Below are 22919 nucleotides of genomic sequence, written 5' to 3'. Positions count from 1 at the left end.
GACCGCGACGGTGGACGGGACGGTCGCCTCGATCTCGGCGAAGGTCGGCGACACCCTCGGGGGGGCGGCCGCCCCCCCCCCCCCCCCCCTCCGCCCGACCTGTGCGTGCTGAACCCGGTTGCCGGGAGGGGCCGTTGAGCGCATCGACCGGTCGGCGGACGGTGCTTCGCGGACTGCGACGAGGCCGAGGTGCTGGACCGGCGCTCCGCCGTGCCGCTGCAGGGCGTGGCGCGCCACGCGGTGGATCCGGACAACGCCCGGCGGTTGTGGGAGCTGTCGGAGGGCCTGCTGAAGGCCTGAAGGCCTGAGGCCGATTGCAGGATCCACCCGATCCCCGCGGGCGTTCCCGCGGGCTGGTCGGGGTCCGGCGGGGCGCGGTCAGCCGAGGGCGGGGTGGTGCCGGCGGGGCCAGGTGGGGTGGTGCTGGTCGATGACGTAGTGGTGGCCGTGCTGCCAGGCGCCGGTGGGGGTGGGGTGGGCGCCGGCGAGGTGGGGGTGGCCCGGGGGGAGGTCGGTGTGGAGGTGGCTGAGGGCGTCCGGGTCGCGGCTGGGCCACAGGGTGGTGGCGACGACGGCGGCGGCCAGGGCGACCGCGCCCAGGACCACGGCGGTGGCGGGCAGCCCGACGCCCGCCGCGAGCCAGCCGGCCAGCGGGTAGGTGAGCAGCCAGCAGCCGTGGGAGAGCGAGAACTGGGCGGCGAAGGCGGCGGGCAGGTCGGGGTCGGCGGCCGAGCGGCGGATGACCCGGCCGCCGGGCGTCAGGACGGCGGAGCTGCCGGCACCGACCAGGGCCCAGGCGGCGAGCAGGGCGAGCCAACTGCCCGTCCCGGCCGGGGCGGCGGTGATGGCGGTGACGGCGAGGAGCACGCAGGGCAGGGCGAAGGCGGCGGGCAGCATCACGGACCGGTCGCTGACCCGCGCCAGCAGCCGGGGCAGCAGCAGCGCCGTGAGCATCGAGCCGACGCCGTACGCGCCGAGGGCGAGGGAGACGGCCCCGGCCGGGCGGTGGAAGTGGTCGCGGACCACGTTGACGGTGTTGACGAAGACGATCGCGCCCGCCGCCGCGACCGCGAGGTCCAGCGCCAGCAGGGCACGCAGCCGGGGGGTGGCCCAGAACAGCCGGGAGCCGAAGGCGGCCTTGCGGTAGATCCCGCCGGGGCGGTCGACCGGCCTGGGTTTGGGGAGGACGGCGGAGACGACCAGGGCGGCGGAGGCGAGGAAGCCGGCCGTCGTCCCGGTGAACAGCCAGTTGTACGAGACCACCGAGAGCAGTAGCGCGGCGAGGGCCGGGCTGAACAGCGACTCCAGGTCGTAGGCGAGCCGGGACAGCGAGAGCGCCCGGGTGAAGTCGCGTTCGGCGGGCAGCACGTCCGGGATGGTGGCCTGGAAGGTCGGGGTGAAGGCGGCGGAGGCGGCCTGCAGCAGGAAGATCAGGACGTAGACCTGCCACACCTGGTCGACGAACGGCAGGGTGAGCGCGACCCCGGCCCGGGTGAGGTCCATCGTGACCATCAGGGCCCGCCGGGGTATCCGCCCGGCGAGTGCTCCGGCGATCGGCGCGACGGTCACGTACGCGACCATCTTGATCCCCAGCGCGGTGCCGAGCACCGCGGGGGCGTCGCTCCCGGCGATCGAGTACGCCAGCAGCGACAGCGCCACGGTGGCCAGGCCGGTGCCGACCAGGGCGACGACCTGGGCGGTGAACAGGTGGCGGTAGGTGCGGTTGCGCAGCACGCTCAGCATGGGTCCCGTCCCGGGGCGGCGGTGGGGGGGTGACGGGTCCATCATAGTTAATGCGTGCATACGTGTGCACCTATTGGTCGCAGGGCTCCACGGCCGGGAGCCGCCCGGGCTCAGTCGTGCGGCGGCAGGTGCCCGATCTGGTGGTCGGCGACGTTCAGCGCCTCGTCCACCAGTCGCCGCAGGTGCCCGTGGCGCAGCGAGTAGACGACCCGCCGTCCGTCCTTGCGGGTGGCGACCAGCCCGGCCAGCCGCAGCTTCGCCAGGTGCTGGCTCACCGACGGCCGCGCGGCTCCGGTCGCCTCGGTCAGCGTGGTCACGTCCGCCTCGCCCCGCCCGAGCCGCTCCAGCAGCGCGAGCCTGGTCCGGTCGGCCAGCAGCGCGAGGACGGACGCGGCGACGTCCAGCCGCGCCTCGGCCCGCTGCTGCGAGCGGTGTGCATCTGCCAGATCCGCGCCGGTGCTCATCCGGCCATCGTAGGCCCTGGCCGTGTGCACGCGTGCGTACCTGACGGCCGACGCCTGCGGCGCCAGTAGGCCACGGTGACGGCTGCCAGCAGCGGGCCCCAGAGCAGCAGCGGGGCGTAGCAGACGACCAGGACGACGGTGTGCCAGTCGCCGGTGAACACCGGGATGCCGCCGCGCAGCGGACGGCCCTGGATCGTGCGGCCGGTGGAGACCATCACGGTGAACAGCGTCGTGATGAGGACGAGGGCGGTGGCGCCCAGCGCGGCCGGGACGACCGCCGCCGCGACCGGGACGCGGCGGCCGCGCAGGACGGGGAGCCAGCGGGGGAAGACCTCGCCCCAGGGGGCGATCAGGCCCAGGGCGGCGAAGGCCAGCAGTTCCGAGACGGCCGACAGCAGGACGACGTACAGCTCCAGGGGCAGCCACCAGGGCAGGTTGCCGGAGTCCTGGACGGCGCCGCCGTCGAGCGGGGCGTGGAAGGTGCAGGTGGCGATCCGCCAGGCGCTGGACGGCAGGACGGTGAAGGGCACCGCCCGGGCGGCGGACCGGGCCCAGCGGGGGACGCCGGGGACGGGCGTGTGGGCGACGGCCCAGGCGGCCCGCAGGCGGCCGGTGGTGGGTGGCGGTTGGGCGACGGCGGTCACGCTCGGTTCTCCGGTTCGGCGGGGCTGTGCCTCCACCGTCGCAGCCGGGCCGGTCGGCGTGCCTCGCCTGGGAGAAGGAGCCGCCTCCCCCCGGCGGGGGAGGCGGCTCGTCCGTCAATCCGTCCGTCAGTCCGCCGTCTGTTCGGCCGACCGGGCGTCCTCGACGGGTCGCTCCTCGGCGGGGGCGGCGGCGGGGACGGGGGCCGGCTCCAGGTTGCCCATCCGGGGGAGGGCGAACAGCGCGGCGAGGATCAGGGCGCCGCTGATCACCAGCGGGGTGCGGACGTTGACGGCGGAGCCGATCCAGCCGCTGAGGCCCGCGCCGATCAGCATGCCGATCCGGGTGAGCATCAGGTAGCAGCTGTTGACCCGTCCGAGCAGTTCCTTCGGCACGATCTGCTGGCGCAGCGAGATCGCCTGGACGTTCCAGGTCACCACGCCGAAGTTGCCGACCGCGAACAGCGCCGCGACCAGGATCACCGAGGGGCTCAGGCCCATCAGCAGCAGCGCGGAGCCCATCAGCACGAAGGAGAGGGCGATCCGGGCCCGGCGGCCCATCCGCTGGCTGAGCCGGCCGGCCAGGGTGCTGGCGGCCGTGCCGCCGATCACGCCGGAGGCGAGGACGGCGCCGTAGGCCCAGGTCGGGGCGTCCAGGGTGCGGGTGACCAGCAGCGCCAGCATGGTGATGCCGAGCGCGGAGGCGCCGCCGGCCAGCGCGGAGAGGGTGGCGACCAGGCGCAGCTGCTTGTGCTGGTAGAGCCAGCGGACGCCCTCGCGGATGTCGGCGACCATCGGGCGGCCGGTCTGCGTCCGGGGGGCGGTGGAGCGGCCGGTGAGGAAGACCAGGCCGGCGGCGGCCGCGAAGGACAGGCCGTCCACCGTGAAGGGGTACCCGGCGGCGAGGGCGAAGAGGGTGGTGCCCACCAGCGGGCCGGCCATCCGGCCGACCAGCAGACCGCCCTGCAGTCGGCCGTTGGCGGCGTCGAGCTGGTCGGGCCGGACCACGTCCGGGATGGCCGAGGTGGCGGCGTTGACGAAGACCGTCTCCCCGCAGCCGAGGACGAAGGCGAGCGCGGCGAGCGCGGCCAGCGGCGGGGTGGCGACGAAGACCCAGGTCGCGAAGCCGAGCACGATGACGGCGCGTCCGATGTCGATCGTCCACATCAGCCGGCGGCGGTCGAAGCGGTCGGCGATGACGCCGCCGAACAGGGCCATCAACAGCCAGGGCAGCGAACCGGACACCGCGACCAGGGAGACGGCCTTCGGCGAGTCCGAGACCGTCAGCGCGAGCAGTGGCAGCGATGAGTCCCGCATGCCGTCGCCCACCGCTGAGATCGATGAGGCCGACCACAGCATGGCGAATTTCCGGCCCAGTTGGGGCCTGCTGCGCTGAGGGGGTGCCGCTAGGCTGGCTGAGGTCACCGACGCAGTATGGCATGACCGCTACAGATTTGGCCGCCCTTTCACAGGCCCTTCCCAGCCGGGCCGTCAGAGTCCGGAAACACCCTTGACAAGGGTGGTCAGCCCACCGGCCAGGGCCAGCCCCAGCACCACGACCCGGGCCCGGTGTTCGGGCACCCGCGCGGCCAGCAACCGGCCGACCACCGCACCGCCGGCGAGCGCGACGGCCACCAGCCCCCAGGCCGGCGCGCTCAGCGCGGGCAGGCCCTTGGTCGCCAGCGAGAAGGCGTTCACCACGACACCGTACAACTGGGCGTTGGGCACGAACTCCCGTGCCGTCCAACCGGAGTTGACGGCGTACAGGGACATCGCCGGGCCGCCCACCCCGGCGGCCGAGTTCATGAACCCGCTGGTGGCGCCCGCGACCAGGGCCCCGCCGACCCCGCGCAGCGCGGCGGCCCGCACGCCCCGGATCACCAGCAGCGAGGCCGCGCTGACCAGCAGTCCGATGCCGATCAGCAGTTCCGGCGTCGGCACCTTCGCCGCCACCCAGGCCCCGGCCGGGACGGTGCAGGTGGCGGCGACCAGCAGCGGCAGCATCGCCGTCGGCCGGACCTGCCGCCAACTCCCGGCCAGTCCGACGGCGCTGATCGCCCCGGCGGCGAAGTTGGCCAGCGTCACCCCGCCGTTCGGGCCGAGCATCAGCACCAGGACGGGCGCCGCGACCAGGGCGAAACCGATGCCCGCCAGCCGCTGGACGGAGGCGCCCACCAGGACGACCAGGCCCAGCACCAGTTCGCCGCCCCAGCCGCCCATCAGTGCCGGCCGCCGGCGGCGGGCGAGGACTCCGCGAAGCGGGCGGGGGTGGCCGAACGGCCGACGGTGGCGAGCAGGGCCGGCGCCGCCAGGGCGGCGGTACGCGCGGGGCGGTTCATCCGGGCTCCTCGGTCGGCGGTCGGACGGCGTCGGTCCTTGGTCGGCGGTCGGTCGGTGGTTGCTCGGTGGTCGGTCCTTGGTCGGTCGTCGGTCGGCACCGATCATGCCCCACGGCCGGATCGCCGGGCGGCATGCCCCGCCCGCCGACCCGGGGAGCGCGGGCCCCCGGTCACGGCTTCGGCAGCGCGTCGGAACTCGTCGGGAGCGGGTAGGAGTCCGGGTCGACCGCTCCCGGCAGACCGACGGCCGGGCGGGCGGGAGCGTTCGGGTCGGGCAGGGACGGCTGCACGGGCGGGGGCGGGACCTGGTTGAAGGCGAGGCCGGGTGGCGCCTGGACCGAGGCGGCACGACCGGCGGCCAGCGGGCCGCGCCCCTGGGTGCCGCAGGCGGCCTGGGTCTCGAGGTCCGGCGGGCTCTGGACGGTGGGCTGGTTGCCGGTGAAGCAGTTGCCGGGGTCGGCCGAGGCGAGGACGAGGTCGACGCCGTTGCCCTCGGCGCGGTTGCGCTGGACCTGGTTGCCGCCGGCCGGGTGGCCGGCCGGGTCGGTGATGATGACGCCGGCTGCCAGGTTGCCCACGACGAGGTTGCGCTCGACCCGGTTCGCCGTGCCGCCGCCGATGCCGATGCCGATGCCGAAGCCGCCGTCGGCCTGTTCGGGGGTGTCGCGGGCGTTGTTGTCGGTGACGGCGTTCCCGGCGATCACGGCGCCGTGCTGGGGAGCGAGGGCTTCGAGGTCATTGGAGTTGACGGTGACGCCGACCCGGTTGCCGACCACGCGGTTGCCGAGGACGTACAGCCCGTCCGAGGAGTTGGTGAGCTCGATGCCCACGGCGTTGCGCTCCACCGTGTTGCCGCGCACCAGGGTGTCGCAGGGCTTGCACTGGCCGACGTAGATGCCGGAGTCGGCCCCGCCGGAGGCGTAGGAGTCCTCGATCACCCCCGCCCGGGCGTCGAAGGCGTAGATGCCGTACAGGCCGTTGTTGTAGGCGGTCACGCGGGTGGCACGGAAGCCCTGGACGGCGGGGAAGCGGGTGGTGTCCAGGGGGTTGTAGGCGGAGCCGCCGGCGCCGCGCTGCTGCAGCTTCTCGTCGGTGACGCCGGTGAACAGCACGCCGTTGGCGAGGAAGCCGTGCACGGTGAGGTTCTCGACCACCGAGCCGGGGCCGGTCACGGTGACGCCGTTGACCAGCCGTACGCCGCCGTCCAGGAGCACGGTGTTGCGGTCGGTGCCGCGCAGCACGATGCGGGGCTTGGCGATCCGCACGCTCTCCTGGTACGTGCCCGGTGAGACCAGCACGGTGTCGCCCTCGCGGGCGACGTCCACGGCCTTCTGGATGGTCGGGAAGTCCTGCGGGACCCGGACCACGGTGCCGTCCGGGTGGTGGGCGTCGGAGGAGGAGTCGGCGGCGGAGGAGCAGCCGGACACGGCGAGGGCGGCGGCGAAAAGCGCGGGGAGGACCCGGAGCGAGGTCCGTCCACGGACCGGTCGGGAATCGGAGTCGAGTTGACGGATAGTCAAAAGTTGCATAAGGGGTGTTCTATCGTCTCCAATGTCGGTCATGCATGCCGAAACCGGAAAGGCGCGGAAAGAACCGGGAGCTGCCGGAAGCGGCGTCGACCGAAGGGTGCTGATCGCGGGCGGCGGTGCGGGGCTGGCCGCCGGGATCGGTGCCGGGCTCGTCGCGCTGGGGCGCGGGCGGCCCGCCGCCTCGCCCCCGCCCCCCTCCGCACCCGCCGCCGTTCCCTTCCACGGCGAGCGGCAGGCCGGGGTGACGGCCCCCCAGCAGCCGGCCACGGTGCTGCTGGCCCTCGACCTGGCGCCCGCCGTCACCTCGGACGGGCGCGCCGTACTGCGCTCCCTGCTGGGCGAGTTGACCCGGGTGCTCGCCGAGGCGGCCGGCGGCACCTCGGCGGACCCGCGCCTGCGGGGCGCGGAGCCGGCACAGCTCACCAGCCTGGTAGGGGTCGGCCCGGGGCTGGCCGCGCGGTTGGCCCTGAACGTGCCGCCCGCGCTGGCGGACGTCCCGGCCTTCCCCGGCGACCGGTTGGACCCGGCGCGCGGCGGCGGGGACCTGGTGGTGCAGCTGTGCGCCGCTGACCGCTGGCCGCTCACGGTCCTCGCCGAACTCGTCGGCGCGGCGGGCAGGTCGGCGGGGGCGGCCGTCCGCTGGACCCAGTCCGGCTTCCTGGCCCGAACCGCCCCGGGCACCACGCCGCGCAACCTCTTCGGCTTCAAGGACGGCACCGCCAACCCGGACGAGACGGCCACCCGCCAGTGGGTCTGGGGCCCGCCCGGGCCGTACGAGCACGGTACGGTGCTGGTCTACCGCCGCATCCGGATGGACACCGCCGCCTTCGCCGCCCTCCCCGAGGACCGCCGCAACCTCGCGATGGGCCGCCGCCTCACCGACGGCACCCCGCTCACCGGCACGGCCGAACACGACGACCCCGACATCTACGCCAAGAACCCCGACGGCTCCTACGTCATCCCCAACACCGCCCACGTCCGCCTCACCAGCCCCCGGCTCGACGCCGGCGCCCGGATGCTCCGGCGCGGCTACAGCTACGACGACGCCCCGGACGACCGGGGCCTGCTGTTCTGCGCCTTCGTCCGCGACCCGGCCCAGTTCAGCAAGGTGCAGGAGCGGCTGGCGGCGAAGGATGCGCTCAACCCCTTCCTGGTGCACACGGCCTCGGCGGTGGCCTACGTGCTGCCGGGGGCGCCGGAGGGCGGGGTGCTGGGCGAGGGCCTGTGGGCGTAGCGGGTGGTGTCCGGCGGGCTGTTGGCCCCGGTGATGGGTGGCGGGCCGCGTGGCAGACTGGCGTGATGGATCATCATGAGGTGGAGCAGCCGCTGAGCGGCGGGAACGTCAGCGTCGGTGTCGTCCGGGTCGGGGACACCGTGCGTCGCCCGGCCGGGCCGTGGACGCCCGCCGTGCACGCGCTGCTCGCGCATCTGCACGCGGTGGGGTTCCGGGGCGCTCCCCGGCCGCTCGGTCTGGACGACCGGGGGCGGGAGGTGCTCGACTTCGTACCGGGCGAGGTGGTCTGGCCGGACCGCTTCGCGCTGGTGGAGCCGGTGGAGCGGCTGGCCCGCGTCGCCCGGTTGATCCGGGAGTTCCACGACGCCGTACGGGACTTCACGCCACCGCCGGACGCCCGCTGGCAGGTGCTGATCCCGGCGGACGAGCACGAGATCATCGCCCACCACGACCTGGCCCCGTGGAACCTGGTGGCCGACGGCGGGGGCGGCTTCGCCTTCATCGACTGGGACGCCGCCGCCCCCGGCTCCCGGCTGTGGGACGTCGCCTACGCCCTGCACGGCTTCGTCCCGCTGTCGGCGGATCCGGCCTGGCAGCGCGCCGACGCCGGGCAGCGGGTGCGGGTCTTCGCCGACGCCTACGGGCTGGACGAGGGCGAACGGCGCCGCCTGGTCCCGCTGTTGGGGCGTCGCACCCGCTCCATGCACGACTTCCTGCGCGCGCAGGCCGGACGGGGTGTCCAGCCCTGGGCGCGACTGTGGGCGGAGGGCCACGGTGAGATCTGGCGCGGCGACGCCGACTGGATCGAGCAGCGCCAAGTGCGCTGGGAGCGCGCCCTGTTGGACGGCTGAGGCCGCGCCCTGATCACCAGGTGACGGGGACGGCGGCCGGGCCGCGCGTGGTGGTGCCGAGTTGCCAGGGGAGCCGGTCGAGCGGGGTGGTGAGGCGCAGGCCGGGGAGGGCGGTGGCCAGGCGGCGGAGGGATTCGCGCATCTCCAGGCGGACCCGCCAGGCGCCGATGCAGTAGTGCGGGCCGGCGCTGAAGGCGAGGGTGGGGGCGGCGAGCGGGAGGCCGAGGTCGGCGTCGAGGCCGTCGGGGTGGACGGCGGGGTCGCGGTTGGCGCTGCCGATGCTGACGGCGAGGACGGCGCCGGCCGGGATGGTGACGCCGCCGAGTTCGATCGGTGCGTCGGTGCGGCGGGCGGTGGTCTCGTCGTCGCCGAGGGGGATGAAGTGGAGGAGGCGTTCGACGGTGTGCTCGGTGATGCCCGGGTCGGCCAGCCGGGGCCAGTGGTCGGCGCGTTCGCCGAGGAGGTAGACCAGGGCGTTGCCGAGGGCGCCGGTGACGCTCTCGTTGCCACTGGCGGTGAGGCCGAGGACGAGGAAGGCGAGCGCGTCCTCGGGGACGCCGCCGTCCTGGTCGGCGGCCCGGACGAGTCGGCTGACCAGGTCATCACCGGGTTTGCGCCGTCGGCGCTCGATCAACTCGTAGGTGAAGGACTGGAATTCGGCGAGCGCCTCGCCGTGGTGCTCGCTCGGGTCGCCGCCCTGGGCCAGGAGGGCGAGGGTCCAGCGCCGCAGCCGGTCCTCGTCGAGGTGGTCGGGACCGTCGCCGAGGAGTCCCATCAGACGGGTGGTGACCGCGTAGGGCACCGGCCGGGTGAAGGCCGCGACCAGGTCGGCGGGGGGCCCGCCGGCCACCAGTGCGTCCACCGCCTGCTGGACGGCCGCCGCGACCCAGGGCTGCCAGCCGGCGATGGCGCGCGGGGTGAAGGCCTTCTGCACGGTGGCGCGCAGCCGGCGGTGTGCGGGGCCGTCCTGGTTGAACAGGGAGGCCGGGTTGGCGGCCACGTCGGCGGTGTTGCCCGCGGGCCCGACCTCGTGCAGATCGGCCCGGGTGACACGGGGGTCGCCGAGGGCCTGCCGGACGTCGTGGTAGCGGGTGACGAGCCATGCGGGGGTCCCGTCCGGAAGGGTGGTCGGGTGCGGCGGCCGGGCGGGGGTGAAGGGCAGCCGGTGGAGTGGTGGGAGCGGGGTGTCGGTGTCGGGGGCGGCGGTGGACATGGATCCCTTCGGGCGTGGGCGGTCCTGTGGGGCGCGAGCATCCAACTGTCGTATTTTCTGAGGGAATTGAGCCCTTCAGGCGGTTTTCCTGTTATGCCCGATGGTACGCGTCCGAACCCGGTTCGGGCTCTCACCGCCCCCATTCGGGCGCCGGGTCGGCCGGCAGCAGCGGCCGCAGCGCACCCAGCACCGCGCCGATGCAGGCGTCGCGCAGCTCGGTCCGGGTGCAGCTCTGCTCCGTCAGCCAGTCCACGACCAGCACCCGTACGAACACCAGCCAGCTGCGCAGGACTTGGGATGCGGCCCGGAGCGCACTCTCGTCCGTGAGCGGCAGCACCCCGAGCAGGCGGCCGCGCAGGGTGTCCAGTTCCTCGGTGATGATGGTCTGGATCACCGGGTCCCCGACGAGGACGCGGTTGGCGGCCAGGACGGCGTGCCGGTTGGCGATGAAGTAGTCGAGGTGGGCGTCCATGCCCTGGACCAGCTGCTCGACCAAGGTGTCCGCCGGGTCGAAGCGGCTCTTCACCAGCAGGTCCCCGGCCGCCTGCCGGTAGACCTCCGCGAACAGCTCGTGCTTGCTGGCGAAGTGCTTGTAGAGCAGGGCGCGGGACACCCCGGCCTGCTCGGCGACCTCCTCCATCAGCACGTGCTCGTAGGGCCGGGCGGCGAAGGCCCGGGCGCCGACGGCGAGCAGCTGGGCGCGGCGCTCGGTGGGGGACAGGCGCTTCCGGCGTTCCTGGACTGACATGCCGGACAGGTTACTTGACACGTGTCCACCAGTCGGCGCTAGCTTGGTAGACACGTGTCAACCAAGACCTGACGACAGGTCAGGCAGGCCGGTAGTGGGGGGATGGGCTCATGGCGAGGACGCTGCGGGTGCTCGCGTGGATCATGGGGGTCGCCTGTGTGGCGATCGGGCTCTTCCACGTGCTGGGCGGGAACGCCGCGATCCCCGGGATCGCGGACCCCGGCCCGACGATCGACAGCTTCGGCCGCTTCATGGGCGCGATCTTCGCCGGGTACGGCGCGGCCTGGATCTGGGCCGCCCGGCAGGCGCCGGTGCCCGCCCGGGTGGTCCGGTGGCTGACGGCGGTGTTCCTGCTGGGCGGCCTCGGGCGGGTGCTGGCGATCGTCGTGGACGGGTGGCCGCACGGGTTCCAGGTGGTGCTGATGGTGATCGAACTCGGGCTCTCGCCGGTGTACTTCTGGCTCGCCGACGCCGACGCCGACGCCGACGAGCGGGCGGTCCGGGCCTGAGGGGCCGGACGGTCAGAGGGCGAAGGTCCGCAGGTGGTCGAGGACCGTACCCGCGTCGGCCGTCGCCCCGGTGAGCGAGACGTGGCCGTCCGGTCGGACCAGCACCACGGCGTCCCCGCGCAGCCCGTACGCGCGGGCGGCGTGCCCGCCCGGGTCGAGCACGGGGGCCCGGCGCAGCCCGGCGGTGGCGGGCAGTTCGGCCAGGCCCGGGTGGTCACCGAAGGTCAGCAGGGTGAAGTGCGGTCCGCGGAAGAGGTCGAACAGCCGGGTCGGCGTGCCGTCGGCGGTCGTGCAGGGCGCGTCCGGGGCGCGGTCGCCGGCCCGGACGCCGGTGGCCTCGTCGAGGTCGAGGCCGAGCGGCCCGCCGCGGTAGTCGAGGGAGAGTCCGGTGAGGTCGGCGCCCTGGACGGCCAGGGTGCGGAACTGGTCGGTCAGCGCGCCGGCGCCGTTGCCGCCGAACGCCGTCCTGTGGTGGGCGGAGGTGGCGGCGAGGCTCGCCCGGGCGGTCGGCAGCCGCTCGTCCTGGTAGCTGTCGAGCAGCGCGTCGGGCGCGCCGCGCAGCACGGCGGCCAGCTTCCAGCCGAGGTTGTGGGCGTCCTGGATGCCGTTGTTCATGCCCTGGCCGCCCGCCGCGGACTGGCAGTGCGCGGCGTCCCCGGCGAGCAGGACCCGGCCGTCGCGGTAGCGCTCGACCACCCGCACGGTGGGGCGCCAGACGGTGGACCAGATCGGCTCGTGCATCCGGACCCCGGGCAGGCCGGCCCGCTCGGCGAAGAGCCGGCGGAAGGTGTCCAGGGTGGGGGCGGGCAGCTCGCCGTGCTCGTCCGGTTCGACGGCGGCGTGCACGGCCCACGTGGCGTCCTGCCGCATCGGGACCAGCGTCATGGCGCCGGCCCCGAACTTCGGGTGGTTCCAGAGGTGCATGTGGTCGGTGTCGAGGCCGTCGACGTCCATCGAGGCCATGATGAAACGCTCCTCGTTCCAGGTCTCGCCGAGGAAGGGGATGCCGGTCAGCTTGCGGACGGCGCTGCGGCCGCCGTCGCAGCCGACCAGGTAGCGGGCGCGCAGCCGGGTGCTCCGGCCGTCCCGTCGGACGGTGGCGAGCACGCCGTCGCCGTCCTGGGTGTAGCCGGTCAGCTCGGTGCCGGTCTCGACCGTGACGCCGAACTCGGCGAGCCGCTCGCGTAGCACGGCCTCGGTCTGGTGCTGGGCGAGCAGCAGCATGCCCGCGTACGGGCGGTCGGGGGTGGCGGGGTTGCCGGCCCCGGGGTCGACCTCCTGGAGCAGCCGGTCGCCCTCGTAGACGCGGAGCTTGAGGTTGAGCACGCCCCGCTCGAGGATCCGCTCGACCACTCCGAGGTCGTCGAAGACCTCCAGGGTGCGCGGGTTGACGCCCTTGCCGCGGACGCCGGCGGTGCGGAACTCCCGGTCCCGCTCGATGATCCGGCAGTCGACCCCGGCGCGGGCCAGTCCGATGGCGAGCGCGAGACCCACCGGGCCGGCGCCGACCACCAGGACGTCGGTGGCGGGTGCGGTGTCGTTCGTGAGTGCGGCGTGCATGACGAACCCCCTGATCCCGGCCGTAAGATACGGCGCGTTTCTTGCCTTCGACTGTAGGCTCACCCCGATAAGAAACGCAACGTATCTATGAGGGTCGGGTGCGGACATTGGTGACGAGCGGACGGCCGGGTGCCCCGCGACGGCGCGGCGACGAACTGGAGCGGGCGATCCTCGACGCCGTCTGGGCCGAACTCGCCGAGCACGGCTACGACCGGCTCACCATGGACGGCGTCGCCGCCCGCGCCCGTACCAGCAAGCCGGTGCTCTACCGCCGCTGGCCGAACCGGGTCGAGCTGGTGATGGCCGCCCTCGGCCGCAACGCCCCCGACTACCGGGAGCCGCCGGACACCGGCGACCTGCGCACCGACCTGCTGCAGTTCCTGGGCGGGCTGCTGCACCGCTTCGACGACCTGCCGATGGACGCCGTCCACGGGCTGCTGGTCGACCTGATGCGCGTCCCCGAGCTGCGCGGCCTGTTCCGCAGCGGGCTCACGGAGCACGGGCCGGTGAGCAGCCTGGCCGCGATGATGCGCCGGGCCGCCGAGCGGGGCGAGATCGACCCGGGGCGGCTCACCGCGCGGGTGGTCGCCCTGCCGCTGGACCTGCTGCGCGACGCGTTCCTGATCGAGGGTGCCGTGCCGTCCGACCGGGTGGTCGCCGAGGTGTTGGACGAGATCGTCCTGCCGCTGCTCAGGGCGCCTTGCGGGAGCTAGGCTTCGATCCCGGTCGAACGTACGTCCGCGAGGAGGATCCGAAGCGCATGAGCGGCACCGTGGTGGCAGTCAGCAGCAACGCCGAGTACTCGTTCACCAAGCCGAACCGGGAGGGCATCACGCTGCTCGCCGGACTCGGGGTGGAGGGCGACGTGCACGCCGGGGTGACGGTCAAGCACCGCTCGCGCGTCGCGCAGGACCCGACCGTGCCCAACCTGCGCCAGGTCCACCTGATCCACCGCGAACTGCTCGCGGAACTCGGCGAGTCCGGCTTCGACGTGGCGCCGGGCGCGCTCGGCGAGAACATCACCACCGAGGGCCTGGACCTGCTCGGCCTGCCGGTCGGCGCGGTGCTGCGGATCGGTCCGGAGGCGGAGGTGGAGGTCACCGGCCTGCGCAACCCGTGCGCGCAGATCGACAACTACCGGACGGGGCTGCTGAAGCAGGTCGTCGGGCGGGCGGAGGACGGGACGATCGTGCGCCGCGCCGGGATCATGGGCGTCGTCCGGGCGGGCGGGCCGGTGCGGCCCGGTGACGCGATCGTCGTGGAGCTGCCGGAGGGGCCGCACCGGCCGCTCGAGAGGGTCTGACACCCGCTCGGCGATCCCTCCGGCGCCCCGCTGATACCCCCACCCCGTCATGCGGCAGGCCCTCCGGTGTGACCGGAGGGCCTGCCGTCGTATGCGCCGGTGTCAGGACCGGACCAGGCGGGCGATGGCCTGGTTGGCCTCGCGGATCTTGCTGTTGGCCTCCTGGCCGCCCTCGGCGATGGCGTCCCGGACGCAGCACTCGATGTGCTCGTCCAGGAGTTGGAGGGCGAAGGACTGCAGGGCGCGGCTGGCCGCGGAGACCTGGGTGAGGACGTCGATGCAGTAGGTGTCCTGCTCGACCATGCGCTGCAGGCCGCGGATCTGGCCCTCGATGCGGCGGAGCCGCTTGAGGAAGTCGTCCTTGTGGGGGCTGTAGCTGGCCATGGCCGTCTCCGGTTCCTGTGCGGTGAGGAGTGCTCCCACTCTACCGGGGCGCGGTGGGAGGGGAGGCGGCCCGGACGTACGGGGGTGCCGTCCGGGCCGACGGCCGGTCGGCCTCAGCCGTCGAGGCGGCCGACCAGGTCGTAGCCGGCCTCGTCGACGGCTGAGGCGACGTCGGTGTCGGCGAGCGGCTGGGTGCTGTCGACGGTGACCTGGCCGGTGGCGAGGTCGACCGCGACCTCGGTGACGCCGTCGACCTTCTTCAGCTCGGCGGTCACCGAGGTGACGCAGTGGCCGCAGGTCATGCCCTTCACCTGGAAGACCGCGCGCTCGGCGGTCGCGGTGGCGGGGGCCTTGGCGGCGCCGGTTCCGCACGAGCCGCAGCAGGAGGAGGCCTCGGTGGCGGAGGACTCGACGGTGACGGTGGTCTCGCTCATGGTGTGCTCCTGTCGGTCGGTGCGCGCGGTGCCTTCCGGAGTGGTCCGGGCGGCTGCTTCACTGGGAACATACCATACCCCCCTAGGGTAAGTGGAAGAGTTGACGCGGCCTCGGTTCCACTGCTGGGCCCGGCCTCAGTCTGGTGTCGGCCCGACCTCAGCCCGGTGTCGGCCCGCAGGTGAGCAGGTACGGTGCCAGCGGCCCCAGCGCGATCAGCGCCACCGTCACCAGCCGCACCGCGAACCGCGGCCGGGGTGCCGGGCGCAGCAGCCGCCGCATCCGCAGCAGGGTGCGGGCGCCGCCCGCCGGAAGGGTGGCGGGGGAGGGCCGCAGCGCGCCGACCTCGCACATCGCCGCCGCCAGGTCCTCGGGCCGGCAGGTGCGGGCCGCCCGGTCGTCGGCGAGCATCTCCAGCAGCGGTGCCACGTGCGCCCGTAGGCCCCGGCCGAGCGGCAGTGCCCGGAAGGCGTCGGCGAGGCCGGCCCCGGTCACCAGCAGGACGTGGTGCCGCCCGGCCAGGTGGGCGCGCTCGTGCTGGACGACGGCCCGCAGTTGGCCGTCCGTCAGCTGGACGACCGCCCCGCTGCTGATCACCACCGGCCCCCGGTGCAGGCAGTACGCCACCGGCACCGGGTGGTCCAGCAGCACCGCCCCGAGCCGCGGGTCGGGCCGTCCGGCGAGGGTGAGCCGGTCCAGGTGGGTGGCCCGGTCGCGCCGGGCCCGGCGGGCGGCGCGGGCGATCCGGGCGAGCGGCCAGGCCGCGCCGAGCACGATCGGGACCAGGACGGCCGGACCCTCGGCGCCGGAGACCGGAGCCCCGGGCTCGAACAGTGCCAACAGGCCGTGGGCGTGCGCCCGGGAGCCGGACAGCGCGAGGTGGTACCCGGCCAGCGCGACAGCCACGGTGAAGGTCGCCGCCAGCCCGAACCAGGCCGCCAGCGCGAGGGCCGGGGCCCGCTGCGGCCACGCGGCCCGGGCGAGCGTGCCCGGCAGGGCCGTGCCGACCAGCCCGGCGTACAGCGCGAGGAGTAACGCCGCCAGCGCGGTCACTCGGCGCGCTCGGCCAGCAGCGTCTCCAGCGCGGCGCGCAGTGCCTGCTGCTCCTCGGGGGTGATCTGCTCGGCGAAGGCCGCCAGGGCGGTGGAGCGGTCGGGGCTGGAGGTGAGGGCGTCGGCCATCAGGGCGGCGGTGTACTCCTCGCGGCTGCGCACCGTCTCGTACAGCCAGACCCGGCCCTCCTTGCGGCGGCGCAGGTGGCCCTTGTGGTAGAGGATCTCGGCCACGGTCATCACGGTGGTGTAGGCGATCTGACGGTGGGTGGTGAGGTCGTCCACGAGTCTGCGCACCGTGCTCGGGTCGCCCCAGGACCAGAGCCGGTCCATGATCTCCGCCTCGAGTTCGCCCGAGCGCCGCATCTCCGGTGCTCCCACCGCCGTGGTGGTCGTCGCGTCCGTCATGGTGGGCGGTGGGTCGGCCGAGGGGAGGGAAAACTACCAAAGGGGGGTGGGGTATGTGCAGGACGTCACAGCGAAAGCCCTGTCAGCCTGAGGAAGCATCCGGGCATTTCGGGATACCCCTTGCCAGTACCCAGGGGATCGGGCTCATTCTGGCGCCATGACGACTCTCGAACCGGCCGCGCCGGCGGCCGCCTTGACCCCACTCGCCTCCATCGCCCCCGGCACCCTGGTGGTGCACGCCGCCGCCGAGGGCCGGACCGGCCCGCTGAGCGTGCCGATCCACCAGACCACCGGCTTCGCCTTCGACGACGCGGACGCGATCGCCGCCGCGATGGCCGGCTCGGAGGGCGACTTCGTCTACACCCGGCGCGGCAACCCGACGGTGCGCGCCCTGGAGCGGGCGGTGGCCGCGCTGGAGGGCGGCGCGGCGGCGATCGCCTCGGCCTCCGGCATGGGTGCGATGAGCGCCGTGCTGCTGTCCCTGCTCCGGCCGGGCGATCACGTGCTGGCCCAGAAGTGCCTGTACGGCGGCACCTACTCGGTGCTCTCCGACCTCGGCCGCCGCTACGGCATCGAGACCAGCTACCTGGACGCCGAGCACCCCGGGGAGATCGCCGCCGCCCGGCGGCCCAACAGTCGGCTGCTCCTGCTGGAGACCATCGCCAACCCGACCACCCGGGTCTGCGACCTGCCCGCGCCGCTGGCGGCAGGCCGGGCGCACGGGCTGCTCGGGGTGGTGGACAACTCGCTGGCCTCGCCGCTGCTCTGCCGTCCGATCGAGCACGGCGCGGACGTGGTGGTGCACTCCAGCACCAAGTACCTGGCCGGGCACAGCGACGTGCTGGGCGGGGTGGCGGTCTTCGCCGACCGCGAGCTGCACCGCGCCGTGTGGACCCGCGCGGTCGAACTCGGCGCCACCCCTGACCCGTTCGCCGCCTGGCTGACCATCCGCGGGCTGCAGACGCTGGCGGTGCGGATGCGCGCGCACGGTGAGAACGCGGCGCTGCTGGCCGGCAGGCTGGCCGCGCACCCGGCGGTGGCGGACCGGCTGCTGGACGGCTGCGGCGGGATGCTCTCCTTCGACCTGGCCGGCGGCCGGGAGGCGGGCCGCCGCTTCATCGGGGCCGTCCGGCTGGCCCGCCTCGCGCTGTCCATCGGCGGGGTGGAGACCCTGGTGACCCATCCGGCCTCCACCTCGCACCGCGAACTGGGCGACGAGCAGCTCGGGGCGGCCGGGATCGGTTCGGGGACGGTCCGGCTGTCGGTCGGCATCGAGGACGTCGAGGACCTCTGGCGCGACCTCGGGCAGGCCCTGTCCGAGCTGGTCTGACGCCTCCCCGGCCGATCGGGCCTCCGGCGCTTTTCCTGACTCGCTCGTTCTTTTGGGTTGACCAAATCATTGGCCGTGCTTACGGTGAGGGAGTCTCAACAGCCCGCGCCGGGGTCCGTGCGTCCAGCGCCGCCCGGTGCCGACGGCAGGGGAATCCGTGTACTTCTTCGAGGACTTCAAGCCCGGCGACGTGTTCGAACTCGGCACCGTGACCGTGACGGCGGACGAGATCGTCGCCTTCGGCGAGAGGTACGACCCGCAGCCCTTCCACGTGGACCCGGAGCTCGCGGCCGCCTCGCCGTACGGCGGGCTTCCTGTACGACGGCCTGGCGATCGCCTCGGTCAACGTGCACCGCAACTTCTTCGGCGAGCGCTGCGGCATCACCGTCGCCGGTACCGGCGAGGCCGCCTTCACCAGCTGCGCGGCCTTCGGCCTGGAGCGCTGGCTCTCCGCCCTGACCCGCCGGCACGGCAGCTGGGAGGCGGCCACCGCCGCCGTCGAGCAGGCCGCCCGGCAGGCCGGTACGGCGGTCTGAGATGACCGCCGCCGCGGAGCCCGGGCCCCCCGCCGGCTGGGCCAACCTCGGCATGGACATCGTGTCGGCCGGACGGGTGCGCGAACTGCTCGGTGAGCACGGCGAGTCGATCCTCGCCAAACTGCTCACCGAAGGCGAACTGGCCGACTGCCGCACCGAGGACGGGATCAACGTGCTCGCCGTGTGCGGCCGGATCGCGGCCAAGGAGGCCGCCTTCAAGACCCTGCGGGTCGCCGACAGCATCCTGCCCCGGCTCGACATCGAGGTCCGCAAGGCGGTCGGTGGCTGGCCGCTGATCGAACTGCACGGCCGAGCCGCCCGATTGGCCGCCGAGGCCGGCATCAGCGGGATCACCGTGAGCATCAGCCACGACGTGGACTGCGCCGTCGCGGTCGGCGCGCCGATCCCGGCCGCCTGAGCCCTCGAATCCACTGCCCCCACCCCCACTCGCACCACGACAAAGGAGTACGACCGTGTCCGACACCCTGCAGCCGATCAAGGCCTGGATCCTCAAGCGCCACCCCGAACGGACCGACATCGCCCCCGACCTCGACCTGATCGAGAACCGGCTGATCGACTCGCTCTCCTTCGTCGAGTTCGTCTTCCTGCTGGAGCAGGTCAGCGGCCGGAAGATCGACATGACCGTGCTGGAGGTCGACCACCTGCGCACGCTGCGGATCATCGAGGAGCGCTTCCTCATCGCGGCCGTCCACTGACGCTCGGCGAACGCGCCTGGGCCTGTCGTCGAACTCCCGTCGTTCGCCCCGCAGGCGGGAGTTTGCCGACAGGCCCTTCGCCGGACGCGGCCGCCGCCCTCGTCCCGAGCGGCGGCCGCGTCCTCCAGCGGATCTCGACCTGGCCTCAAGTCGGCCTTGTACCAGTGCTGTTGCGGTCGACGGGCAGGATGGGCGCGGCCGACCGCATACCGGGCCGGCCGCAGCCCTGGACAGCCGACCGACCCCACCACACGAGGTGACAGCCATGGACCAGACCATCCGGAGCGGCCCGCGCGGCCTGCGCGAGATCCTCGCGGCGGGCGAGCGGACGTACTCCTTCGAGTTCTTCCCGGCCAAGGACGAGGCCGGCGAGCGCGCCCTGTGGGCCGCGATCCGGCGGGTGGAGGCGGTCGCGCCGACCTTCGTCTCGGTCACCTACGGCGCCGGCGGCTCCTCGCGCGACCGCACCATCGGGACCACCGAGCGGATCGCCGCGCAGACCACCCTGCGCCCGGTGGCCCACCTGACCGCCGTCGGCCACTCCACCGCCGAACTCCAGGCCATCCTGCGGCGCTACGCGGACGTCGGGATCCGCGACGTGCTCGCGCTGCGCGGCGACCCGCCGGGCAACCCGAACGGCACCTGGGAGCCGCACCCGCAGGGCCTGCGCCACGCGATCGAACTGGTCCACCTGGTCAAGGAGTTCGGCGCCTTCTCGGTCGGCGTGGCGGCCTTCCCGGAGCGCCACCCGCGCTCCACGGACTGGGAGGACGACATCCGGCACTTCACCGCGAAGTGCCGGGCGGGCGCCGACTACGCCGTCACCCAGATGTTCTTCGAGATCGAGCACTACCTGCGGCTGCGCGACCGGCTCGCCGCGGCGGGCTGCGACACCCCGGTCATTCCGGAGATCATGCCCGCCACCGACGTCCGCCAGATCGCCCGCTTCGCCGAGCTGAGCGGCGCCTCCTTCCCGCAGGGCCTGGCCGGGCAGCTGGAGGCGGCCCGCGGCGACCGGGCGGCGGCGCACCGGATCGGCGTCGAGCACGCGACCCGGCTGGCCGAGCGGCTGCTCCGGGAGGGAGCGCCCGGCCTGCACTTCATCACCCTGAACCGCTCCACCGCCGCCCTGGAGATCCACCACAACCTCGGGCTTGTCCGAGGGCTGGACCGCCTCCCGCAGGAGCGCCAGGCCCGGCCACTGATCAGCAGTCCTATCTGACGGGAGAGCCCCATGATCACCACCCGCGACCCGGCGCGCCCGGGCAGACTCCTGCGCACCGAGCGCCAGACCCTGCTGCCCCTGTTGCGTGACACCCCGCTGGAGCGGTTCGAGCTGCCCACCGCCTGTCCGGACTGGACGGTGCGCGAGCTGCTCGCCCACTGCGGCGCCGCGCTGATGCGCATCGTCGAGGGCCGACTGCCCGGCTTCACCCCCGAGCACAACGCCGCCGACGTCGCCGAGCGCGCCGACTGGCCGGTGTGGCGGATCCTGGACGAGCTGGAGTCCGGCATGGCCGAGGCGGGCCCGGCCATCGAGGCGGCGGACGGTGCGCTGGACGTGATCGCGCTCGGCGAGTGGGTGCACGCCGGGGACGTCCGGGAGGCGCTCGGCGTCCCCGGGGCGTACGAGAGCCTCGGCATGGAGGACGCGCTCGCCCTGCTCGCCACCGTCAGCCGCGAGCGCCTCACCCCGCGGGTCTGCGCGGTCACCCCGTGCGGGGACTGGGTGATGGGCAACGTCGTCGACGGCCGGGCGGCGGCCGAACTCAGCTGCGACGAGGGCACCTTGATCAGGATGTACACCGGGCGCCCGGTCCGGCCGGAGCGCTACCGGCTGGCCGGGGCCGTCCGCGAGGAGCTGGTCATCTACCGGTAGGTGTCCCGGTCCAGGTGGACGGTGGGTGCCTCAGTCCAGCCGGACCACCTGGAACGCCTCGGCGAGCCGGCCCTCGGGCAGGCCGCCGGCCACGGCGTGCTCGGTCTGCCAGCGGTGCAGCAGCACCTTCAGGTCGTCCAGGTGGGCCGTCTGCGAGGTGTGCAGCCGCAGCGCGGCGAGCTTGCGCTCGAACAGGTCGGTGACGTCCACGAAGCGGTTGGGCGTCGGGCCCATGATCAGCCAGATCTCCGGCACCTCCCAGGCCTCCAGCCCCAGCGCCGCCAGCTCCGGGTGGGCGAAGGGGTTGCGGGCGTCCGGGTAGACGGCGCGCAGTGCCGCTTCGCCGGCCGCCCGGTGGTCCGGGTGGGTGTCGGCGATCCGGGCCCAGTTGATCTCCGGACTGGGCAGCACCACCACCTCCGGCCGGACCTGGCGGATCACCCGGACGATGTCCCGGCGCAGTTCCATGGTGGGCTCCAGCCGGCCGTCGGGATGGCCGAGGAAGCGGACCTCCCGCACCCCGGTGTACCCGGCGGCGGCCCGCTGCTCGGCGCGGCGCAGCGGGCCGATGCTCTGCCGGGGCAGGGCGGTGTCGTAGCCGCCGTTGTCGCCGTCGGTGAGCACGCAGTGGGTCACCTCGGTGCCCGCGGCGGTCCACCGCATCACCGTGCCGGCGACGCAGAACTCGGTGTCGTCGGGGTGCGCGGTCACCACCGGGGCGCGTCGGGGCGCGGGGCTCGCGGTCATCAGGCCTCCTCTCGGCGGGACCACGCCAGCTTCGCCCTCCGGCGGGCCGGTGCACAACGGAATCGGCTGGCGCACACCGGCCATGGCGCGATGAGGACAGGAAGGGCAGTCAAAGATTTGGCCCAGCCCAATAACTGGGCTGGGAACACCGGGAAGGGGAACACGCGATGTGCAGGATCTTCGGCCGCCTCGGCGGCGGCCCGGCCGGCCGGGCCGACCTGGCCCGCGTCTCGGCCCGCCAGCACCACGGCGGACCCGACCGCCAGTGCGTCCTGACCGGCGACGGCTGGGCCCTCGGCTGCAACCGGCTGGCCGTCACCGACCCGCACGGCGGCGACCAGCCGTACCGGCTCGGGCACGTCCTGGAGGACGGCATCCTGGTGGCGTTCAACGGCGAGATCTACAACCACGCCGAACTGCGCCGCCGCCTGCTCGCCCGCGGCCACCGGGTGCCCGACCGGTGCGACGGCTCCGTCCTGCCGGCGCTCTACGCCGAGTACGGGCCCGCCTTCTGGCCCTCCACCACCCCGGCCGCCTCGGCCCAGCCCGGCGTGGCGCGGGCGGCCATCGTCTGGCCGGACCCGACCCCCTCCGCTCCCGCCCCGGCGCATGTGGTGCAGGCCGGCATCGTCTGGCCGACCCCTGCCCCGGCCGCCGGCTGACCCGCCGGCCGACCGACCTCGGGGGGCGCCGACCGGTCACTCCGGCCGGCGCCCCCGGCAGTCCGGGCACTCTCCGTGGAAGACCAGCTCGGTGTCGTCCACCCGCCAGCCGCGCAGTCCCTTCCGGGGCGGCGCCGGCGCCTCGACCTCGACGTTCGCCACCCGCCCGCACCGGCTGCACAGCGCGTGGTGGTGCGGCGGCCCGGACAACTCGAACACCGCCGTCCGGCCCGGCCGTTCGAACTTGCGCACCAGCCCGGTCTCCAGGAAGTTGCGCAGCATCTCGTAGACCGCCTGGCTGGTCAGCGTCCCCAACCGCTCCCGCGCCGCCTCGGTGATCGACTCGACGTCCTGGTGCGGCTCGGCCGCCAGCAACTGCAGCACCTCCAGCCGCGGCCCGGTCACCCGCAACCCCACGTCCCGCAGTTGCTGAACGGCGGTCTCGCGGTCCGCAGCCAGAGTCTCGCGCGCCATCAGCCCCTACCCGGGTCGACCAAAGATTTGGTCCCATCGTAGCTTGCGCCCCGCGACCGGCCGCCCCGGGAAACCGCCGCCCGCCGGGCGGAAGCACGAGACGCCCCTCTCCGCGGAGAGGGGCGTCTCGTGCTTCCAGGTGGATCAGGTCGTACGCTGCTTGCC

General features: G+C 74.1%; 26 protein-coding genes and 1 pseudogene. 12 read left to right on the top strand and 15 right to left on the bottom strand.

The window, feature by feature from the left end:
* Nucleotides 1-378: 378 nt before the first annotated feature.
* The 6 genes from ACFVWU_RS37970 to ACFVWU_RS37945 form a co-directional block, all read right to left on the bottom strand.
* On the bottom strand, nucleotides 379-1743 hold the full coding sequence (locus ACFVWU_RS37970) for an MFS transporter (RefSeq protein ID WP_387629596.1): 1365 nt from the start codon (nucleotides 1741-1743) through the stop codon (nucleotides 379-381).
* A gap of 110 nt (nucleotides 1744-1853) precedes the next feature.
* The gene (locus ACFVWU_RS37965) at nucleotides 1854-2207 is read right to left on the bottom strand and encodes an ArsR/SmtB family transcription factor (protein ID WP_380613110.1); all 354 of its coding nucleotides are present in this window, start codon (nucleotides 2205-2207) and stop codon (nucleotides 1854-1856) included.
* Nucleotides 2204-2851 (bottom strand): hypothetical protein, encoded by a 648-nt coding sequence (locus ACFVWU_RS37960; protein ID WP_387629593.1) that lies wholly within the window; start codon nucleotides 2849-2851, stop codon nucleotides 2204-2206. Before ACFVWU_RS37960 ends, ACFVWU_RS37965 begins: the two co-directional genes overlap by 4 nt.
* Before the next feature lie 126 nt (nucleotides 2852-2977).
* Complete coding sequence (locus tag ACFVWU_RS37955) at nucleotides 2978-4207, bottom strand: MFS transporter (RefSeq protein ID WP_387629590.1); 1230 nt, start codon at nucleotides 4205-4207, stop codon at nucleotides 2978-2980.
* 132 nt (nucleotides 4208-4339) lie between these two features.
* Complete coding sequence (locus ACFVWU_RS37950; RefSeq protein WP_387629588.1) at nucleotides 4340-5068, bottom strand: TSUP family transporter; 729 nt, start codon at nucleotides 5066-5068, stop codon at nucleotides 4340-4342.
* A gap of 289 nt (nucleotides 5069-5357) precedes the next feature.
* The gene (locus tag ACFVWU_RS37945) at nucleotides 5358-6716 is read right to left on the bottom strand and encodes a nitrous oxide reductase family maturation protein NosD (RefSeq protein ID WP_387629586.1); all 1359 of its coding nucleotides are present in this window, start codon (nucleotides 6714-6716) and stop codon (nucleotides 5358-5360) included.
* A 31-nt stretch (nucleotides 6717-6747) separates the two neighbouring features.
* On the opposite strand from ACFVWU_RS37945, the gene ACFVWU_RS37940 reads away from it, so the two are divergent.
* Nucleotides 6748-7950, top strand: coding sequence for a Dyp-type peroxidase (locus tag ACFVWU_RS37940; RefSeq protein WP_387629584.1), 1203 nt, complete (start codon nucleotides 6748-6750; stop codon nucleotides 7948-7950).
* Nucleotides 7951-8015: 65 nt separating this feature from the next.
* Nucleotides 8016-8801, top strand: a complete 786-nt coding sequence (locus tag ACFVWU_RS37935; protein ID WP_387629581.1) for a phosphotransferase enzyme family protein — start codon at nucleotides 8016-8018, stop codon at nucleotides 8799-8801.
* 13 nt (nucleotides 8802-8814) lie between these two features.
* Here ACFVWU_RS37935 and ACFVWU_RS37930 read toward each other — a convergent pair whose 3' ends face one another.
* Together ACFVWU_RS37930 and ACFVWU_RS37925 are read right to left on the bottom strand one after the other, a co-directional pair.
* Nucleotides 8815-10014 (bottom strand): cytochrome P450, encoded by a 1200-nt coding sequence (locus ACFVWU_RS37930; RefSeq protein WP_387629578.1) that lies wholly within the window; start codon nucleotides 10012-10014, stop codon nucleotides 8815-8817.
* Between the two features lie 130 nt (nucleotides 10015-10144).
* Nucleotides 10145-10762: a TetR/AcrR family transcriptional regulator gene (locus tag ACFVWU_RS37925; protein ID WP_387629576.1), complete on the bottom strand. Its 618-nt coding sequence runs from the start codon at nucleotides 10760-10762 to the stop codon at nucleotides 10145-10147.
* 110 nt (nucleotides 10763-10872) lie between these two features.
* Here ACFVWU_RS37925 and ACFVWU_RS37920 point away from each other — a divergent pair, with 110 nt between their 5' ends.
* Nucleotides 10873-11271, top strand: a complete 399-nt coding sequence (locus ACFVWU_RS37920) for a DUF4345 domain-containing protein (RefSeq protein WP_387629574.1) — start codon at nucleotides 10873-10875, stop codon at nucleotides 11269-11271.
* Nucleotides 11272-11283: 12 nt separating this feature from the next.
* Here ACFVWU_RS37920 and ACFVWU_RS37915 read toward each other — a convergent pair whose 3' ends face one another.
* Nucleotides 11284-12831: an FAD-dependent monooxygenase gene (locus ACFVWU_RS37915; protein WP_387629572.1), complete on the bottom strand. Its 1548-nt coding sequence runs from the start codon at nucleotides 12829-12831 to the stop codon at nucleotides 11284-11286.
* 110 nt (nucleotides 12832-12941) lie between these two features.
* Between ACFVWU_RS37915 and ACFVWU_RS37910 the strand changes: the two genes are divergently transcribed.
* On the top strand, nucleotides 12942-13544 hold the full coding sequence (locus tag ACFVWU_RS37910) for a TetR/AcrR family transcriptional regulator (RefSeq protein ID WP_387629571.1): 603 nt from the start codon (nucleotides 12942-12944) through the stop codon (nucleotides 13542-13544).
* 47 nt (nucleotides 13545-13591) lie between these two features.
* Entirely contained in the window at nucleotides 13592-14134 is a 543-nt protein-coding gene (locus ACFVWU_RS37905) for an MOSC domain-containing protein (protein WP_387629568.1), read from the top strand.
* Between the two features lie 102 nt (nucleotides 14135-14236).
* Here the strand turns inward: ACFVWU_RS37905 and ACFVWU_RS37900 are convergent, their stop codons facing one another.
* The 4 genes from ACFVWU_RS37900 to ACFVWU_RS37885 all read right to left on the bottom strand — a co-directional run bounded on the left by ACFVWU_RS37900 (nucleotide 14237) and on the right by ACFVWU_RS37885 (nucleotide 16368).
* A complete protein-coding gene (locus ACFVWU_RS37900; RefSeq protein WP_380613096.1) occupies nucleotides 14237-14518 on the bottom strand; it encodes a metal-sensitive transcriptional regulator in 282 nt (93 codons plus the stop codon).
* A 113-nt stretch (nucleotides 14519-14631) separates the two neighbouring features.
* Nucleotides 14632-14952 carry a heavy-metal-associated domain-containing protein gene (locus tag ACFVWU_RS37895; RefSeq protein ID WP_387629566.1) on the bottom strand — a complete coding sequence of 107 codons (321 nt, stop codon included), beginning with the start codon at nucleotides 14950-14952 and terminating at the stop codon, nucleotides 14632-14634.
* A 157-nt stretch (nucleotides 14953-15109) separates the two neighbouring features.
* A complete protein-coding gene (locus ACFVWU_RS37890; RefSeq protein WP_387629564.1) occupies nucleotides 15110-16003 on the bottom strand; it encodes a M56 family metallopeptidase in 894 nt (297 codons plus the stop codon).
* Entirely contained in the window at nucleotides 16000-16368 is a 369-nt protein-coding gene (locus ACFVWU_RS37885; RefSeq protein WP_387629599.1) for a BlaI/MecI/CopY family transcriptional regulator, read from the bottom strand. Before ACFVWU_RS37885 ends, ACFVWU_RS37890 begins: the two co-directional genes overlap by 4 nt.
* Nucleotides 16369-16567: 199 nt before the next feature.
* Here ACFVWU_RS37885 and ACFVWU_RS37880 point away from each other — a divergent pair, with 199 nt between their 5' ends.
* The 6 genes and pseudogenes from ACFVWU_RS37880 (at nucleotide 16568) to ACFVWU_RS37855 (ending at nucleotide 20871) form a co-directional block, all read left to right on the top strand.
* Entirely contained in the window at nucleotides 16568-17740 is a 1173-nt protein-coding gene (locus ACFVWU_RS37880; protein ID WP_387629562.1) for a trans-sulfuration enzyme family protein, read from the top strand.
* 311 nt (nucleotides 17741-18051) lie between these two features.
* Nucleotides 18052-18276: pseudogene (locus ACFVWU_RS37875) on the top strand (hypothetical protein); the annotation flags it as partial.
* A gap of 1 nt (nucleotide 18277) precedes the next feature.
* A complete protein-coding gene (locus ACFVWU_RS37870; RefSeq protein WP_387629560.1) occupies nucleotides 18278-18694 on the top strand; it encodes a holo-ACP synthase in 417 nt (138 codons plus the stop codon).
* A gap of 55 nt (nucleotides 18695-18749) precedes the next feature.
* Nucleotides 18750-18992, top strand: coding sequence for an acyl carrier protein (locus ACFVWU_RS37865; protein ID WP_387629557.1), 243 nt, complete (start codon nucleotides 18750-18752; stop codon nucleotides 18990-18992).
* Nucleotides 18993-19257: 265 nt separating this feature from the next.
* Nucleotides 19258-20214, top strand: coding sequence for a methylenetetrahydrofolate reductase [NAD(P)H] (gene metF, locus ACFVWU_RS37860; RefSeq protein ID WP_387629555.1), 957 nt, complete (start codon nucleotides 19258-19260; stop codon nucleotides 20212-20214).
* A 12-nt stretch (nucleotides 20215-20226) separates the two neighbouring features.
* Nucleotides 20227-20871, top strand: coding sequence for a maleylpyruvate isomerase family mycothiol-dependent enzyme (locus ACFVWU_RS37855; RefSeq protein WP_387629553.1), 645 nt, complete (start codon nucleotides 20227-20229; stop codon nucleotides 20869-20871).
* Nucleotides 20872-20901: 30 nt separating this feature from the next.
* Here the strand turns inward: ACFVWU_RS37855 and ACFVWU_RS37850 are convergent, their stop codons facing one another.
* Nucleotides 20902-21618: a PIG-L deacetylase family protein gene (locus tag ACFVWU_RS37850; RefSeq protein ID WP_387629551.1), complete on the bottom strand. Its 717-nt coding sequence runs from the start codon at nucleotides 21616-21618 to the stop codon at nucleotides 20902-20904.
* A gap of 167 nt (nucleotides 21619-21785) precedes the next feature.
* On the opposite strand from ACFVWU_RS37850, the gene ACFVWU_RS37845 reads away from it, so the two are divergent.
* Nucleotides 21786-22280, top strand: a complete 495-nt coding sequence (locus ACFVWU_RS37845) for a hypothetical protein (RefSeq protein WP_387629548.1) — start codon at nucleotides 21786-21788, stop codon at nucleotides 22278-22280.
* A gap of 36 nt (nucleotides 22281-22316) precedes the next feature.
* Here the strand turns inward: ACFVWU_RS37845 and ACFVWU_RS37840 are convergent, their stop codons facing one another.
* Nucleotides 22317-22754 (bottom strand): Fur family transcriptional regulator, encoded by a 438-nt coding sequence (locus tag ACFVWU_RS37840; protein WP_387629546.1) that lies wholly within the window; start codon nucleotides 22752-22754, stop codon nucleotides 22317-22319.
* Nucleotides 22755-22919 lie beyond the last annotated feature (165 nt).

It is taken from the genome of Kitasatospora sp. NPDC058190 (assembly GCF_042883685.1).
Lineage (GTDB): Bacteria > Actinomycetota > Actinomycetes > Streptomycetales > Streptomycetaceae > Kitasatospora.
Note: the sequence above shows the minus strand (reverse complement) of the source record. Positions and strands in the feature narration are given on the sequence as shown.